17 protein-coding genes and 7 tRNA genes are annotated in these 15401 nt (G+C 60.3%); 18 read left to right on the top strand and 6 right to left on the bottom strand.

The annotated features are described in order from the left end of the window. Window positions 1-35 precede the first annotated feature (35 nt). The gene (locus JKV55_RS05635; protein WP_202083037.1) at window positions 36-890 is read left to right on the top strand and encodes a prepilin peptidase; all 855 of its coding nucleotides are present in this window, start codon (window positions 36-38) and stop codon (window positions 888-890) included. Further along, window positions 887-1492, top strand: a complete 606-nt coding sequence (gene coaE, locus JKV55_RS05630) for a dephospho-CoA kinase (protein WP_369409624.1) — start codon at window positions 887-889, stop codon at window positions 1490-1492. The genes JKV55_RS05635 and coaE overlap by 4 nt, the downstream gene beginning before the upstream one ends. A 7-nt stretch (window positions 1493-1499) precedes the next feature. On the opposite strand, the gene trmB is transcribed toward coaE, so the two are convergent. Together trmB and JKV55_RS05620 are read right to left on the bottom strand one after the other, a co-directional pair. Next, window positions 1500-2216, bottom strand: coding sequence for a tRNA (guanosine(46)-N7)-methyltransferase TrmB (gene trmB, locus JKV55_RS05625; protein ID WP_202083033.1), 717 nt, complete (start codon window positions 2214-2216; stop codon window positions 1500-1502). Between the two features lie 153 nt (window positions 2217-2369). After that, window positions 2370-3548 carry an aminotransferase-like domain-containing protein gene (locus tag JKV55_RS05620; protein ID WP_202083031.1) on the bottom strand — a complete coding sequence of 393 codons (1179 nt, stop codon included), beginning with the start codon at window positions 3546-3548 and terminating at the stop codon, window positions 2370-2372. Between the two features lie 309 nt (window positions 3549-3857). Between JKV55_RS05620 and mutY the strand changes: the two genes are divergently transcribed. The 7 genes from mutY (at window position 3858) to JKV55_RS05585 (ending at window position 6936) form a co-directional block, all read left to right on the top strand. After that, the gene (mutY, locus tag JKV55_RS05615) at window positions 3858-4922 is read left to right on the top strand and encodes an A/G-specific adenine glycosylase (protein ID WP_237332696.1); all 1065 of its coding nucleotides are present in this window, start codon (window positions 3858-3860) and stop codon (window positions 4920-4922) included. Beyond that, window positions 4922-5197, top strand: a complete 276-nt coding sequence (locus tag JKV55_RS05610) for an oxidative damage protection protein (RefSeq protein WP_202083027.1) — start codon at window positions 4922-4924, stop codon at window positions 5195-5197. The genes mutY and JKV55_RS05610 overlap by 1 nt, the downstream gene beginning before the upstream one ends. A 94-nt stretch (window positions 5198-5291) precedes the next feature. After that, window positions 5292-5367: transfer RNA gene (locus JKV55_RS05605), tRNA-Phe, on the top strand. 32 nt (window positions 5368-5399) lie between these two features. Continuing rightward, window positions 5400-5475, top strand: a tRNA-Phe gene (locus tag JKV55_RS05600). A gap of 30 nt (window positions 5476-5505) precedes the next feature. Beyond that, window positions 5506-5581: transfer RNA gene (locus JKV55_RS05595), tRNA-Phe, on the top strand. 91 nt (window positions 5582-5672) lie between these two features. After that, window positions 5673-5748: transfer RNA gene (locus tag JKV55_RS05590), tRNA-Thr, on the top strand. Between the two features lie 213 nt (window positions 5749-5961). Continuing rightward, window positions 5962-6936 carry a hypothetical protein gene (locus JKV55_RS05585; RefSeq protein WP_202083026.1) on the top strand — a complete coding sequence of 325 codons (975 nt, stop codon included), beginning with the start codon at window positions 5962-5964 and terminating at the stop codon, window positions 6934-6936. A gap of 1 nt (window position 6937) precedes the next feature. Here JKV55_RS05585 and JKV55_RS05580 read toward each other — a convergent pair whose 3' ends face one another. Next, window positions 6938-7246, bottom strand: coding sequence for a putative quinol monooxygenase (locus JKV55_RS05580; RefSeq protein WP_202083024.1), 309 nt, complete (start codon window positions 7244-7246; stop codon window positions 6938-6940). Window positions 7247-7557: 311 nt separating this feature from the next. Here JKV55_RS05580 and JKV55_RS05575 point away from each other — a divergent pair, with 311 nt between their 5' ends. Both JKV55_RS05575 and JKV55_RS05570 read left to right on the top strand, forming a co-directional pair. Next, on the top strand, window positions 7558-7767 hold the full coding sequence (locus tag JKV55_RS05575) for a cold-shock protein (RefSeq protein ID WP_106454005.1): 210 nt from the start codon (window positions 7558-7560) through the stop codon (window positions 7765-7767). A 126-nt stretch (window positions 7768-7893) separates the two neighbouring features. Continuing rightward, complete coding sequence (locus JKV55_RS05570) at window positions 7894-9090, top strand: multidrug effflux MFS transporter (protein WP_202083022.1); 1197 nt, start codon at window positions 7894-7896, stop codon at window positions 9088-9090. Here JKV55_RS05570 and JKV55_RS05565 read toward each other — a convergent pair. Beyond that, window positions 9087-10259, bottom strand: coding sequence for an MFS transporter (locus tag JKV55_RS05565; RefSeq protein ID WP_237332685.1), 1173 nt, complete (start codon window positions 10257-10259; stop codon window positions 9087-9089). The genes JKV55_RS05570 and JKV55_RS05565 overlap by 4 nt on opposite strands. 102 nt (window positions 10260-10361) lie before the next feature. Here JKV55_RS05565 and hfq point away from each other — a divergent pair, with 102 nt between their 5' ends. After that, the gene (hfq, locus tag JKV55_RS05560) at window positions 10362-10760 is read left to right on the top strand and encodes an RNA chaperone Hfq (protein WP_202083020.1); all 399 of its coding nucleotides are present in this window, start codon (window positions 10362-10364) and stop codon (window positions 10758-10760) included. Window positions 10761-10784: 24 nt separating this feature from the next. Here hfq and JKV55_RS05555 read toward each other — a convergent pair whose 3' ends face one another. Both JKV55_RS05555 and dapA read right to left on the bottom strand, forming a co-directional pair. Then, window positions 10785-11366, bottom strand: coding sequence for an HAD family hydrolase (locus JKV55_RS05555; protein WP_202083018.1), 582 nt, complete (start codon window positions 11364-11366; stop codon window positions 10785-10787). Window positions 11367-11408: 42 nt separating this feature from the next. Next, window positions 11409-12281 carry a 4-hydroxy-tetrahydrodipicolinate synthase gene (gene dapA / locus JKV55_RS05550; RefSeq protein WP_202083016.1) on the bottom strand — a complete coding sequence of 291 codons (873 nt, stop codon included), beginning with the start codon at window positions 12279-12281 and terminating at the stop codon, window positions 11409-11411. A gap of 293 nt (window positions 12282-12574) precedes the next feature. Between dapA and rsmC the strand changes: the two genes are divergently transcribed. The 6 genes from rsmC to JKV55_RS05520 all read left to right on the top strand — a co-directional run bounded on the left by rsmC (window position 12575) and on the right by JKV55_RS05520 (window position 15235). After that, window positions 12575-13594, top strand: coding sequence for a 16S rRNA (guanine(1207)-N(2))-methyltransferase RsmC (gene rsmC, locus JKV55_RS05545; protein WP_202083015.1), 1020 nt, complete (start codon window positions 12575-12577; stop codon window positions 13592-13594). Window positions 13595-13720: 126 nt separating this feature from the next. Continuing rightward, a tRNA-Leu gene (locus tag JKV55_RS05540) sits at window positions 13721-13806 on the top strand. Between the two features lie 65 nt (window positions 13807-13871). Further along, window positions 13872-13957 (top strand) — tRNA-Leu (locus tag JKV55_RS05535). A gap of 73 nt (window positions 13958-14030) precedes the next feature. Beyond that, window positions 14031-14116, top strand: a tRNA-Leu gene (locus JKV55_RS05530). A gap of 158 nt (window positions 14117-14274) precedes the next feature. Further along, a complete protein-coding gene (locus JKV55_RS05525) occupies window positions 14275-14616 on the top strand; it encodes a hypothetical protein (protein ID WP_202083013.1) in 342 nt (113 codons plus the stop codon). 58 nt (window positions 14617-14674) lie between these two features. Continuing rightward, entirely contained in the window at window positions 14675-15235 is a 561-nt protein-coding gene (locus JKV55_RS05520; RefSeq protein WP_202083011.1) for a CBS domain-containing protein, read from the top strand. Window positions 15236-15401: the final 166 nt, after the last annotated feature.

Here is a 15401-nt window from a genome sequence, read left to right as displayed (position 1 = left end):
ATCCACGATCAAGTTCAATCCCCGTAGGAACAACAATGGCGCTATTGCTCGACAACCCCGTGTTACTGTATTCCCTCACCCTGCTGCTGGGCCTGCTGGTGGGCAGCTTTCTCAACGTGGTCATCCACCGCCTGCCGCTGATGCTGCAGCGCGACTGGCAGCGGGAATGCGCCGAACTGAACGGCCGGCCCCTGCCCACAGAGGCGTCGTTCAACCTGTGCACCCCCCGTTCCCGCTGCCCCCATTGCCATCACCAACTGGGCGTACTCGACAATATTCCGCTGCTCAGCTGGCTATGGCTGAAAGGCCGTTGCCGCTACTGCAGCAACCCCATCGCCAAACGCTACCCGCTGGTGGAGCTGGCGGCGGCAGCCCTGGCCGGGCTGGCCCTGTGGCGCTTCGGCGCCAGCCCGCAACTGCTGGCGGCACTGCTGTTCAGCTGGACCCTGCTGTGCATGACGCTGATCGACATGGATCACCTGCTGCTGCCCGACAACCTCACCCTGCCGCTGCTGTGGCTGGGCCTGCTGCTCAATATCAACGCCCTCTTCGTTCCCCTCAGCAGCGCCGTGCTGGGCGCCGCCTTCGGCTACGGCATTCTGTGGAGCCTGTATTGGCTGTTCAAACTGGCCACCGGCAAGGAAGGCATGGGTTACGGCGACTTCAAGCTGCTGGCGGCCATCGGCGCCTGGTTTGGCTGGCAAAGCCTGCTGCCGGTACTGCTGCTGGCATCCTTTACCGGCGCCGCCCTGGGCCTGGGACTGATGGCCCTGCGTCGCCTGGGCGAAGATCGGGTGCTGCCCTTCGGCCCGGCCCTGGCCCTGGGCGGTTGGTTATATTTGATATGGGGCCAGCAAGCGGTTGGCATGTACTGGAGGTGGGCACTGTGAGCTACGTGGTAGGACTGACCGGCGGCATCGGCAGCGGAAAAAGCACGGTGGCCGAGCTTTTTGCCGAACTGGGCGTGGAGGTGATAGACGCGGATATCATCGCCCGCGAGGTGGTGGCGCCGGGCGAACCGGCACTGGCAGTCATAGCGGAACATTTTGGCCAGGAAGTGATCAACGAAGACGGCAGCCTCGACCGACGCGCCCTGCGCGAGCGGGTCTTCGCCCGCCCGGAGCAGAAAGACTGGCTGAACGCCCTGCTGCATCCCCTGATCCGGCAGCGCATGGTCGCCGCCTGCGCCGCCACCCGCTCGTCCTATTGCCTGCTGGTGGTGCCGCTGCTGGTGGAAAACGGGCTAACTTCCCTGGCCAACCGGGTACTGGTGGTGGACGTATCCCCCGAGCTGCAACTGGCCCGTACCGTAAAGCGCGACCATAGCAGCGAGCAGCAAATTAACGCCATCATGGCCGCCCAGGCCAGCCGGGAACAACGCCTGGCCGCCGCCGACGACGTGCTGGACAACAGCAGTGCCGATTTGGCCGGCGTAAAAGCGGCCGTGGCCGCCCTGCACCAGAAATACCTGGCCCTATCCGCGGGAAGCTAGTCTCCGCTCAGGCGGTGCGGGTGAAGATCAAATCCCATACCCCGTGGCCCAGGCGATGCCCCCGCTGTTCAAATTTGGTCAGCGGGCGGTAGTCGGGCCGCGGCATGTAGTCGCCCGCCGGGGCCGCGTTGGCATAGCCGGGCGCCGCCTTCATCACTTCCAGCATATGTTCCGCGTAGTTTTCCCAGTCGGTGGCCATATGGAATTCACCACCGATTTTAAGCTTGCTGCGCACCATTTCCACGAAAGCGGGCTGTACGATGCGGCGCTTGTGATGACGCTTTTTATGCCAGGGATCGGGGAAAAACAGCTGAACCCGGTCCAGGCTCTGCTCGGGCAGCATCTGCTCGAACACCTCTACTGCGTCGTGGCACATTACCCGCAGGTTGCCGATGCCCGCCTCGGCGGCGGCCATCAGGCAGGCGCCCACACCCGGAGTGTGCACTTCGATGCCGATAAAGTCCTGCTCCGGCGCGGCCTTGGCCATTTCCACCAGCGAAGCGCCCATGCCGAAGCCGATTTCCAGCACCCGGGGAGCGCTGCGACCGAAGGCCGCGTCCAGATCGAGCAGTCGGGCCTCGTATTCGATACCCATGACCGGCCATTGTTCGGCCAGGGCTTTTTCCTGGCCCTTGGTCAGACGACCTTCACGGCGTACAAAGCTGCGGATTTTGCGTTTGCGCAGTTCGTCCTCGGTTTGGGCGGACGGGTGTTGATCTGTCATTTGTTTTCTCCGGCAGGCTTGGGAAGGCGAATTATCCAAAGTTAGCCCAAAGGTGCAAGGGGGAACCGCCGTCTTGAGCGATAAGTGACAAGCCAAAAACAAAGCCGCCGGTTTAACCGGCGGCCGATACGGGAAAGGATTAACGCTGGCGGCTTACAGCACCCGCTGGATGACCCGGCCCAGCCGGCCGATGCCTTCTTCGATGGTGGCGGCATCGGCACCGGAGTAACTGAAACGGGCGGTATTGAGGATGTCGGGGCGAACATAGAAGGGACGGCCCGGCACGAAGGCCACGTTTTCCTTGATGGCCAGGTTGAACAGCTCCATGGCGTTGATATGCTGCGGCAGCTTCAGCCACAGGAACATGCCGCCTTCGGGGCGGGTAAAATCGATGCCGGGGCAATGGCGCAGCAGTGCCTGCTCCATGGCGTTCTTTTGCTGGCCGTACACGGTGCGGATACGGTCGATATGGGCATCCAGGCTGTTGTCCTGCAGGTAGCTGTACAATACCTGTTGCACGAAACCGTTGGTGTGCAAGTCGGAAGCCTGCTTGGCGATGGTGATTTTCTGGCGCAGCCAGTCCGGTACCACCATCCAGCCCAGGCGGAACGACGGCACCACCACCTTGGAGAAAGACCCCAGCAGCACCACGTTTTCCGGTGCCAGCTTGGCGATGGGGGGCAGGTGCTCGCCTTCAAAACGCAGTTCGCCGTAGGGGTTGTCTTCCACCATCAGTACCTTGTGCTTGATCAGCCGCTCGGCCACCGCCTTGCGGTTTTCCAGGCTGTAGCTCAGGCCCGACGGATTCTGGAAGTTGGTCACGCCGTACATCAGCCGGGCGTGGTTCGGCTCGGCCAGCAAGGCATCCAGCTCGGCCAGATCCGGGCCATCGTCTTTCAGGGAAACGCCGCGGAAGTTGGGCTGATACACCGACAGCGCCTGAATGGCGCCCAGGTAACCCGGCTCTTCGATAATCAGATCCGAGCCCTCGTCCACCAGTACCTTGCCGATCAAATCCAGCGCCTGCTGGGAGCCGTTGGTGATCAGGATGTTTTCCGGCGACACCCGCATGCCATGCTGCTTGAAGTAACGCTCGGCAATATAGTCACGCAGCGGGCCGAAGCCTTCGGTCGCGGCATATTGCAGCGCACCGTTGCCCTTGTTTTGCAGCACCTTGGCCGTGGCCACTTCCAGCTCTTCACTGGGGAAGAATTCGGGGTTGGGCAGGCCGCCGGCGAAGGAAATCACCTCCGGGTTAACGGCGACTTTCAGGATTTCACGGATAAAGGAAGGCTCTACCTTGGCAAAGCGCTGGGCAAAAAAGGGCTGCATAGAGGTCTCTCTGGTAACTGGCTTGGCGGGCGCCAACAAAACCCTTCTTTTGTATCAGAAAACATTCGAATAACAAACAATGAACAGTAAAAGATTGTGGGTGATGACTATCAGCGTCATGGCTGTCAGGCCGCTGTTGTCCGGACACGGCCGCCCTCCCGCGCGAAACTACGGCGCCTGTCCGGCACTGTCGTGCTCGAGGAAGGGAGTCCTTCGCTCCCCTAACGGCCTTCGCGGGGCAGACCATCCCATGCCCGGGTTTGCACTGTCCGGGCGGCTGTGTTGTGATCTCCCCATTCTCTTTCAGCCCTGAACATCGTGAACATAGCTTCTTTTGCCGAGCGCGTGCTGAGCTGGTACCAGCAATATGGCCGCAAAACCCTGCCCTGGCAGCAGGACAAGACCCCCTATCGGGTATGGGTATCGGAGATCATGCTGCAGCAAACCCAGGTGGCCACCGTTATCCCCTATTACCAGCGTTTTATGGCCCGCTTTCCCGAGGTCGTCACCCTGGCCGATGCCGGGCAGGACGAGGTGCTGCATCACTGGACCGGGCTGGGCTACTACGCCCGGGCCCGCAATCTGCACAAGGCGGCCCAGGTGATCCGCGACCATTACCAGGGCCGTTTTCCCGCACGCTTCGAGGAGGTGATCGGCCTGCCGGGCATAGGCCGCTCCACCGCCGGAGCCGTGTTGTCGTTGTCGCTCGGCCAGCATCACGGCATCCTCGACGGCAACGTCAAGCGGGTACTGGCTCGCTGGCTGGCCCAGCAGGGCTGGCCCGGTAAAAAAGAGGTGGAAAACGCCCTTTGGCAGCAGGTGGAGCAACTTACGCCCCGCACCGGGGTGGAACAATATAATCAGGCGATGATGGATATCGGCGCCACCATCTGCACCCGCTCCCGCCCCCAGTGCGAACTGTGCCCACTGCGGCAAGACTGTCGGGCCAGGCTACTGGGCACCCCTACCGCCTTCCCGCATTCAAAACCGAAGAAAAGCGTACAGCCGGAAAAGCAGGCCAGCTTTTTATTGCTCAGGCACCAGGAACGGGTTCTACTGGTGCAGCGCCCGCCCCAGGGCTTGTGGGGAGGGCTTTACTGCTTTCCCGAGTTCGGTGATGAGCAGGAACTCAAATCCTGGCTCAAACGCTACCCGGATGCCTCGGAGCCGCGCGCCCTGCCCGGCTTTCGTCATACCTTCAGCCATTTTCACCTGGATATTCAGCCCTGGCTGGTGGAATTGCCCCGATTACCCACCGAGGTCATGGCAGGGGATGACCGTCTTTGGTATAACTTGCAGCAACCGGCATCGGTAGGCCTGGCTGCCGCCACCAAGAAACTACTGGCCTACCCGCAACTGCAAGAGAGGAACTGATGAGCCGCACTATTTTTTGCCAGCGTTTACAGAAAGAAGCCGAAGGCCTGGATTTTCAACTTTATCCGGGCGAACTCGGCAAGCGTATCTATGACAATATTTCCAAGGAAGCCTGGGCCGACTGGCAGAAAAAGCAGACCATGCTGCTCAACGAGAAGAAGTTGAACATGATGAACACCGAGCATCGCCAGTTGCTCGAACAGGAGATGATCGCCTACCTGTTTGAAGGCGCCGACGTCCAGATCGAGGGCTACACCCCCCCTTCCGCGGAGTAAATCGCCGCTTTGCTCAAGGCTTGAGCGAACACGCTTGAGCCTTCCAAAAAGCGGTTGACTTGCCTTGGTCAATCTTATTTAATGGCGCCCCGTTGCCCAGATAGCTCAGTCGGTAGAGCAGGGGATTGAAAATCCCCGTGTCGGTGGTTCGATTCCGCCTCTGGGCACCATTTTTCGGTGCTCTTGTAAAAAAAGCCCAAACGCCCAGATAGCTCAGTCGGTAGAGCAGGGGATTGAAAATCCCCGTGTCGGTGGTTCGATTCCGCCTCTGGGCACCATTTTTCGGTGCTCTTGTAGAAGACCCAAACGCCCAGATAGCTCAGTCGGTAGAGCAGGGGATTGAAAATCCCCGTGTCGGTGGTTCGATTCCGCCTCTGGGCACCATTTTGAGGGGCTGTTGTAGCGTGCTACATTCGCCCGTGTCGGTACCTAGCCGGCCGCGGTTGATTCCGCCTCTGGGCACCATATATCAAATGCCGGCATAGCTCAGTTGGTAGAGCAACTGACTTGTAATCAGTAGGTCGAGGGTTCGACTCCTTCTGCCGGCACCATCCCAACCAGCCATAGCGCTGGTTTTTTTGTGTCCGACGCCTTCCCCTTCGGCAATCACTCGCCGACTCTATAGCACCCAGCGGCGGCCCGCCCAACTGCAGCCGCCTGCCGACGGCTGAAAAGCCGCCGGACAGATATTATTATTGGGGCTTGGAAATGGCATTCTGCCGCCGGTAACATAGCCTTAACGGAACAGGCAAGGGAATGATGCCATGAAAAAAATATGCTTGGCGGTATTGCTGGCCACCGCCCTCCCCGCGCCGGGAGCCGAGGTAGATGATGATACGGATTTACCACCTTGGGCCGTGGAGAAGATCACCCCCATGCACGATGCCGTGTCCGACTGGGTGAGCAACAGCTCCCGTAATATCGACGGTTTTTTCGGCACCGACGACAGTCTTCATGCGGAAAACGGCTCTTACCTGCGCCTGAGCCAGGAGCTGGAATGGAATGAAAGCGACCATTTCACGACCGAAACCGCAGTGCGTTTCCGACTCGACCTGCCCACCACCAAAGACAGATTAAGGTTGATCATCGAAAGCGATCCCGAAGAGTCGCAGGGCACCCTGGCCGAGCAAGGCTCCCATCGGCTAAGGACCGACCAGCGTGGTACCGGCAGTTCGGTGATCGGCCTGAACCGGCTCAGCAGCCGGGATAAAACCGAGCAATGGGACTTTCGGGCCGGTGCCGGAATCAAGTTCCGATGGCCGCTTGACCCCTATGTGCGTTTTACCGGCGAACGGCTGTGGCAACTGGATGGCCCCTGGCAGCTGGAATCCTACAATCGCGCGTCCTGGTTCAATGAAGAAGGCTATTCGGTGCGCAGCAAATGGGATATAGGCCGGCCGCTGGATGCGAACCATCACCTGCGCTTTATCACCAATGTGCAATGGCAGGAAGAGGTCGATACCCTGGAGTATTCCGAGGCGATCGAGCTCAACCAAATCCTGGGCAAACGCAGCGTGATGCGCTACGCAGCCGTGGTCATAGGGCGAAGCGCCTCGGACCCACGGCTGCACGACTATTACCTGCTCACGCACTACCGGCGCAACCTGCACCGGGAAATACTCTTTGTGGACCTGATCCCTGAACTGCATTTTCCCCGCGAACAGGATTATGACCCGCAGTTCGGTATCACGCTGCGGCTGGAAGTAATGTTCAGGGGTGATCTCATCCGCCAGCGCTGAATCAGACCGGCCGGTACAGCCTGACGTCCGCCTCGGCCACCAGGGTCGGGGCCACCTGCTCGAAGTAATCCTTGATATAAGGCTGGGCACAATGGGCGTCGAAGACCTCCCGGCTAGCCCACTGCTCGACGAAGACGCAATCCCAAGGCTCGCCGTTGGCCCCCGGATAAGCTACTTCTTCGGTCAGTTGATACAGCAGGCAGCCCTCTTCTCTATGGGTATCGGCAACCAGGCTTTTCAACGCCTGCTGCAGCTCAAGGGCCTTGCCGGGTTTGGCTTTGAAGCGGGCAACACAATATAACGCGGACATATTCCATCCTTTCTCGGGTTTCAAAAAGCGCGCTTATACTATTACGTCCACCGGCCCGATGAACACCCTTGATCCACGGCAAAACCGCGGCAGCGGTCCCCTTGTGACAGTTCGATGAAACCACCGCGGCCCACAAAAATACCTGTTGACCCCCACCGGGTAACGGGTTAGAGTGACCGCAGCTCGAAGAATACGGCTATATTTATGTTCTTGTTACGAAGTTCCTAGTAGTACCTCGTCCTGTATTTCATAAGTTAAACCGGTATTTTTCACAGCTAGTTATTTATGTAAGTTTGTTACAGGATTTAGGTATGTCTAATATCGTTAAAGGTAAAGTAAAGTTCTTCAATGAGTCCAAAGGATTCGGTTTCATCGAGCAAGAACAAGGTCCTGACGTGTTCGTTCACTTCAGCGCCATCCAAACCCAGGGTTTCAAAACTCTGGCTGAAGGCCAAGCCGTACAGTTCACTGTAGCTCAAGGCCAGAAAGGTCCTCAGGCTGAGAACGTAGTTCCTCTGTAAGAGACTACCTCACCAAGAATTCCGAAGCCGTGCCTTAGGGTGCGGCTTTTTTATTGCCTGCCATCCCTGCACTTTGTTGACCACTCGGTTATAATTGCTCCTTTTTTCTGCAAAAGGACAATTCAAATGGCTAAAAGCCCCGTTGTCAGCCTGGTTCTGCTGCTGCTTCCCCTGATCCTGTTCGGCCCCATGGGTATCGATATCTACCTGCCGGCAATGCCGCAGATGGCCCGCTCGCTCTCGGTCAGCGCCGCCGATATCCAGCTCAGCCTGTCGGTATTTATGCTGGCGGTGGGGCTGGGGCAACTGCTGTTCGGCCCCCTGGTGGATAACAGGGGCCGCCGCCCGGTCGCCCTTTGTGCCATCGGCCTGTTTTTTGTCGGAGCCCTGGTAGCCTCGCTGGCCCACAACCTGCCGCTGCTGTTGTTGGGCCGGCTGATCCAGGGGTTGGGCGCCTGCGGCACCTCGGTGGTAGCCTTTGCGGTGGTGCGCGACAGGCTCAATGCAGCCGACAGTGCCCGCGCCTACTCTTACCTCAACGGCGCCCTCTGCCTGGCCCCGGCGCTGGCACCGGTATTGGGAGCCTGGTTGACCCTGCGCTTCGGCTGGCAGGCGAATTTCTTGTTCCTGGCCCTGTTTGCCGCCCTGGCCCTGGTGCTGGTCATGATCCGTCTGCCGGAAACCCGCCCGGCCCAGACCCGCCACCAGCCCCTGCTTTCTCCCCGGGCGTACCTGGCGGTGTGGCAACATGGCGCCTTCCGCGTCTACGTGATGACCTGCATCGCCGCCATGGGCGGCATCCTCACCTACGTGACCTTTGCCCCGATGATCCTGATGGAGCAAGTGGGGTTGAATGAGGCGCAGTTTGCCCTGGCCTTCAGCGCCAACGCGCTGGTAGTGATGGCTGCCAGTTTTTCCGCTCCCCGGTTGAGCCGGCACCTGGGCCGGCATCGGGTGGTCAGCGGCGGCGCCTTCTGCCTGCTCGCTGGCGGCACTGGCATGATGCTATGGATGCAGTCCGCGCCCGGGCTCTGGGCCTTTATGCTGCCGGTGGCGCTGTGTTCGGTCGGCTTTTCGCTGGTATTGGGTGCCGCTGCCGCTTCCGCCATGGCGCCCTTCGCAGACCGGGCCGGCCGCGCCGCGGCCCTGCTCGGCTGCCTGCAGATGGCGGGCGCCGCTGCCGCCGCCTATCTGGCCTCGCAATTGCCTCTCCCTGCGGGTGAAGCCTGCGCGCTCACCATAGTGGCACTGGCACTGCTGGCGCTGCTGGCGCTGACCCGCCTGCCCCGGGAGCAGAGGGTGCTGGCGGACGCGGATGCCTAAAAGCGCCCGACGGCACACCTGGACAACAGCTTGAGCATCATGGCACCCAGCAGTATGCACAGACCCAGGCTGAAGGCGGTAGCTACCCCGTAATACACCAGGCCGGCGCTCAGCAGGCCGGCACTGAGCATTTGCAGGGCACCGGACAAGGCGGCGGCGGCGCCGGCCAGATCCCGGTAGGGCTCCAGTAGCCGACTCATGGCATTGGGAAAAGCCATGCCGTTGCCCAGGGCCTGGATAAAGATGCCGGCGATCAGCCAGCCCGGCTGCAACGGCGCCAGCAGCACCCATAACCCGGCCACCAGTTGAATAAAAGGGCTCAACCGCAGGATCTGCTCGGCCGGCACCCGATGCTGGATCCGGTTGTTGATGATGCCGCCCAGCAGCAGACCCAGGGCCGGAATCAGCGCCCAGCTGCCATACTCCGCCGCACTCATGCCGATTTGCTGCTGCATCACGTAGGGCATCACCGACACCGAGACCATCATCAGCGAAAACTGCCCCCACAGCATGCCGCCATGGCCGAGGAAATGGCGCTGTCCCAACAGCCGGCGATAGTTGGCGACGATTCCCGCCAGACTCATGGGTCGCCGCTGGCCGTTATGGGTTTCCCGGAACCCGGCCAGCAGCAGCAGCCACAGCAGGACCAGATAGAGCAGCATGGCGACAAAGACGCTGTACCAGCCCAGGTGATGGCCGATAACCCCCCCCAGCGCCGGGGCAATGATGGGAGTCAAGGCGGCGGCCATGGCGATATAGGAAAGAGCATTGCGCAAGGCCGGGCCTTCGAAGCTGTCGCGCAGCATGGCCCGAGAGACCACGGCACCGCAGCCGGCACCCAGCCCCTGCAGCAAGCGCCCCAGCAACAGCCATTCGAAGGACACCCCCGGCAGCAGACACAAAACGACGCCCAGCAGCGCCAGCGTCAGGCCGGCCAGCAGCACCGGGCGCCGGCCCCGGGCATCGCTCAGGGGGCCATACAGCAGTTGCACCGGGCCGAACGCCAGCAGATAGACGGAAATCAGTAACTGGACCCGATCCGGGTCTTCCGCCAGGGCCAGGCTGATCGCCGGCAGCACCGGAAACAACAAGCCAACACTCAGTTGTCCCATGCTGACGATAAGGCAGGCCAGGATAATAGTGCCGGCCGTGGATATCGGCTGTGCCAAGCATGCTCCTCAGGTGGACGGATTAATTTGAGCTTTACTTTGACAAGTCAGGCATTCATTAAGCACAATCAAGGTTGCAAAATAACAAACAGGACTGCCTACATGACTGCCCAATCATCTAACCCCCAATCGCTGCAGCAAGCCTTCTCATTGGGTAACGGACAGGATGCGGCACTGAACTGGCTGCGCAAGAATCAAACTCATTGCGCCATCTTCCTCACCAATGGCATCAAGCTGGAAGGGATGATCAGTGCCTTTGACCAATACAGCATTTTGTTGTCTGACCCCCGCGGCCAGCAACAGCTAATCTATAAAGCCAAGATTTCCACCATTTCTCCCGCCACCCGCCGGCCGCCGCGCACCGGGGTCATCATCAACAAGCCTCGCCGTCCGCGTTACGAGAGCCACCACGATCACCACGGTCATCGTGATGAGCATCACAATCACCGGGACGAACAGCACGACCACTCCCAGGATGACGACCAGGGCGAGCAGCGCTGATCGCCCCCGCGATTGCCGAACGGGTCAGCTCCACACGGGCTGGCCCGCCACCACCATCACACAGCCCATCCCCGCCGCCAGGGCCGCCTGCCGCCCGATGGGGGTGTCCTCGAACACCAGACAACGTTCGGGCCTGAGCCCCAGGCCTTGTGCCGCCAGCAGATAGGTGTCCGGATTCGGCTTGTGCGAGCTCACGTCATCGGCGGTAATCACCACGGGAAAATACGCCTGCAACCCGGTATTGCGCAGCACTTGCTCCGCATTGATCCGGGACGAACCGGTGCCGATGGCCAGTGGCCGGTCGGCATATCGCTCCAGCAACGCCAGCATGGCAGGGAAAGGGCGGGCTTGCGGCAGCAAACGCTGGTAATGGCCGTTCTTGAGTTGCACCACCCGCTCGCCATCCAGGCTGAGCCCCTGCTCGCTATTGATGATATCGACGATCTTGCGACTGGGAACACCACCCAAATCATACAGCCAGTCGGCATCGTAGCCGAAACCGAATTCCCGTGCCGCCAGCTCCCAGGACGCCAGGTGCAGGGGCATGGTATCGACCAGGGTACCGTCGAGATCGAAGAGTAAACCGTCAAATTGTTCCGGATTCATGTGCCTACCAAAATAAGATGGCCGCTTGCGCGGCCATGGGGGTTAAATCAATTCCAGTTCTTCCATCACCCGGCGGATGCGCGCCTTGGTGCTGTCCTGCAGCGGTACCACCGGGATGCGGCAGTCCTCGCTGGCCAATCCCAGCAGTGACAGTCCGTATTTGGGACAGGCCGGGTTGGGCTCGGCAAACATCGCCTGGTGCAGCGGCAGCAGCCGATCCTGCAGGGCCCGGGCTTCTTCCCACTTGCCGGCCAGGGTCAGTTCCTGCAGCTGGGCGCAGAGCCGGGGCGCCACGTTGGCGGTAACCGAAATACAGCCTTGGCCGCCGGCCACGTTATAGGATACGGCGGTGCCGTCTTCGCCGGAGAGCCAGGCAAACGACTTTTTGATCAACTGGCGCTCGGCCCAGGGACGCGCCAGATCGCCGGTGGCATCCTTCACCCCGGCGATGCGCGGCAACTCGGCAATGCGCGCCATGGTCTGGGGGCTGATGTCCACCACCGCCCGCGGCGGAATGTTATACACGATGATCGGCAGTTCGGTGGCATCGTGCAGCATCTTGAAGTGGGCGTACAAACCATCCTGATTGGGTCTGTTGTAATAGCCGGCCACGTGCAGGGTGGCGTCGGCACCCGCCTGCTGGGCACAATTGCTGTATTCAATCGCCTCTACCGGATTGTTGGAGCCCGCACCGGCAATCACCGGAACCCGGCCCGCCGCCTGCTCCGCCACTATCTCAATCACCCGGCAGTGCTCGTCATGGCTCAGGGTAGGACTTTCCCCGGTGGTGCCCACCGGCACAATGCCGTGAGTACCCTCCTCGATGTGCCAGTCGACCAGACGGCGCAGGGCCGCCTCGTCGAGACGGTCACCGTCAAAGGGGGTAAGCAGGGCAACTAAAGAACCGCGAAACATGGAAACTCCTTCTCCTGGCTAGAGGATTGAAATATTTGGATTAAAAAACCCCGGTCGCTGCTGCGTAACCGGGGTTTGAGAACTGCTCGTCTTGAAGAGGATCAGGCGTCGGTCACGCAACAGGGGCTGCCGCTTTTCGTTTAAGCGGTTTGACCGGTTTGCGTTTAACGATAAAAACCATGAGTTGCACCTGAAAAAACCTTGAACTGCATCTTTTGCTAATGACCGGCAAATGTCAAGGGGGGCGGCGCCATGTATAATGCCCGATTGTCTTATTTATTGCGGAGCCCGAGATGTTTGAGGCCTTGACCCCGGTCAGCGAAATGCTGGCCCGTAATCTGGACACCCTGAGCCGCCAGCCACTGCTGGTCTGCGGCCTGCTGGAGGACGACCTGCCCGGGATGCTGGCCGGGGCCGGTCCCGCCCCCCGGGTGTTCACCACCGACTTCCGTTATTTTCAATGGCTCAAGCACAAAAATGGCGCCGACGTCGAGTTTGGCGCCCAGCCCCGGACAGAGACCGCCGCCGGCCTGCTGCTGCTGATGCCCAAGGCCAAGGCCGAGGCCGACTACCTGCTGGCGGCCTGCCTGCCCCTGCTGGCCCCCGGCGCCCCTATTTTTATTGCCGGCGACAACAAGGGCGGGGTCAAAGCCGCCCCCAAGTTACTGGCACCTTATTGCAAGCAGGTGAACAAGCTGGACAGCGCCCGTCGCGCCAGCCTGTACCAGGCCGACTTGGCCTCCCCCGTGCCGGCCTTCACGCCCGCGGACTGGATCAGCCGTTATCCGTTGACGGAAGAGCAACTGCAGGTCTGCGCCTTGCCGGGAGTATTCAGCGCCGCCCACCTGGATTCCGGTTCAAAACTGCTGCTCGGCACCCTGACCGAGCTCGAAGGCCGGGTACTCGACTTCGGCTGCGGCGCGGGCGTGATCGGAGCCAGCCTGCTCAAACGCCACCCGGGGCTGGAGCTGGAACTTATCGACATCAATGCCCTGGCGCTGGAAGCCAGCCGGTTGACGCTGGCAGAAAACCGGCTGCACGCCAAGGTCTATGCCTCCGACGGGCTGGCCCAGGTGACCGGCAAATTCGATCACATCGTGACCAACCCGCCCTTCCACGCCGGCCTGAAGACCTTCTATCACACCACCGAATCCCTGCTGACCCAGGCGGCCGATTACCTGCTGCCGGGGGGATCTCTGATCCTGGTGGCCAACGCTTTCCTGCCCTACCCGGAATTGATCGAGCGGAGTTTCGGCCATTGCGACACCCTGGCCGCGACCGGCAAGTTCAAGATCTACAGGGCCACTCGTTGAGTTTTTGCACAAATTGTATTTTTTTTGAGTGACCGGCGACGGATGCCGGTTTTTTTTAACTTTCCACCGAAAAAGCGTATTGACGACCGATAAAAAATCTATAGAATTCGCAGTCCTTAGCGCAGTGCGAGGGTGGCGGAATTGGTAGACGCGCTAGCTTCAGGTGTTAGTGTCCTATGGACGTGGGGGTTCAAGTCCCCCCCTTCGCACCAAGTTACTTTGTGGTAATGCTAAGCAGATGACGGCCTCATCTAAAACAGCCGGACAATTTGAGTATGCGAGGGTGGCGGAATTGGTAGACGCGCTAGCTTCAGGTGTTAGTGTCCTTCGGACGTGGGGGTTCAAGTCCCCCCTTTCGCACCAGACTCCATGCAGTTTGGTCATATACTCAAAATCAGGATGGTGGCTCATCTAAAACAGCCGGACAATCAGGTATGCGAGGGTGGCGGAATTGGTAGACGCGCTAGCTTCAGGTGTTAGTGTCCTTCGGACGTGGGGGTTCAAGTCCCCCCTTTCGCACCACGATTGTCAGTAACAGCCGCTAACTTCACCCTTTTTATCTGACCAGCACACCGACACCGATTGGTGTTTTTCTGTTTTCGGTCTTCCCCCTTGCCTTTGTTACCGATTCGTCGGATGATGCCCGCATGTTGTTAATGCTTCGTTAATGGAGAGCCGGTTTGCCTTGGCTCAGCGCCTTCACCCTGCTGTTGTATCTCAGCCTGCTTTGCTCGCCGCCGGCCCCGGTCGTGGCCGAGCCCTCGCTGCTGGCGGCAGCGGATCAGCATGCCCAGGTGGTGAACCCGCCGGAAGGTCCCCCCCTGTTCCAACCGGAGCAGGAAGGGAATGATGACCCTGAGCAAGGCCTATCTCACCAGCACGGCAGAAAAACCTGGCCTTGGCTCGCGCAGCGGCAGCTGGTCACGGCGCCTGCGGCTCAGCTCCATTTCCTGACCGAGCGCCAGGTACGCGCCCCCCCACTTTCCGTTTCCCATACCAGACACCGGGATCAGCTGGCCTGACCCCCTTCATCTTTGATTGTCTGTGGCCCTTTCCCCGAAAGGGTCGAGGAGGAACGACATGAAAACACTGCATCTGTATGCCGTCGAGCACCGTGATCACCTGGTTCAGCCCGGGGATATTCCCGATCTGGAGCTGAACTCGCCGGCCCTCGGCCTGCTGAACGATTTCAAGCAGAACCCGCCCACCATGATAGACGCCGATACCCGGGCGGCCGATGTGCTGGAAATGATGCACCACGACCATACCAAACTGAAGCTGGTGGTGGACTCGCGGGAAGAGCTGCTTGGCCTTATTCATCTCGATCAATTGAGCGACCAGGCCTTCGTACAGCGCGTCGCCAACGGCGACAGCCGCAACGAGATACTGGTCACCGACCTGATGTGTCCGAGGGATAAACTCAGGGCGCTGGATTATCAGCAGCTGCAGCAAGGTGCCATCGCCGATGTGATCCATGCCCTGCAGTCCAATGGTGAGCGGCACTGCCTGGTCATCGACCGGGAATCGCACCAGATCCGGGGCCTGATCTCGGCTCGGGATATCGCGCAGCGACTGGGGATGCGGCTCGACATCCGTAAAACGCCCACCTTCCTCAATATTTTTGATTCGCTCTCATCCTGAGCGCGGCGGCGGCCCGGAGGCCGCCGCTCCCTTTAACCTGCACCGCCGGCGGAATGAGCCAAGCACCAGGTGACATCAGACCGGCGGCTGTATTACCATGCAGCCTCAGCCTGCCATGCCCGAATGCATGGCCCCGTCAAGATCACCCTTTTAGTTTCGAGAAGTA

Origin of the sequence: Zobellella iuensis, from assembly GCF_016746085.1 — a bacterium.
Classification (GTDB): Bacteria; Pseudomonadota; Gammaproteobacteria; order Enterobacterales; family Aeromonadaceae; genus Oceanimonas; species Oceanimonas iuensis.
Note: the sequence above shows the minus strand (reverse complement) of the source record. Positions and strands in the feature narration are given on the sequence as shown.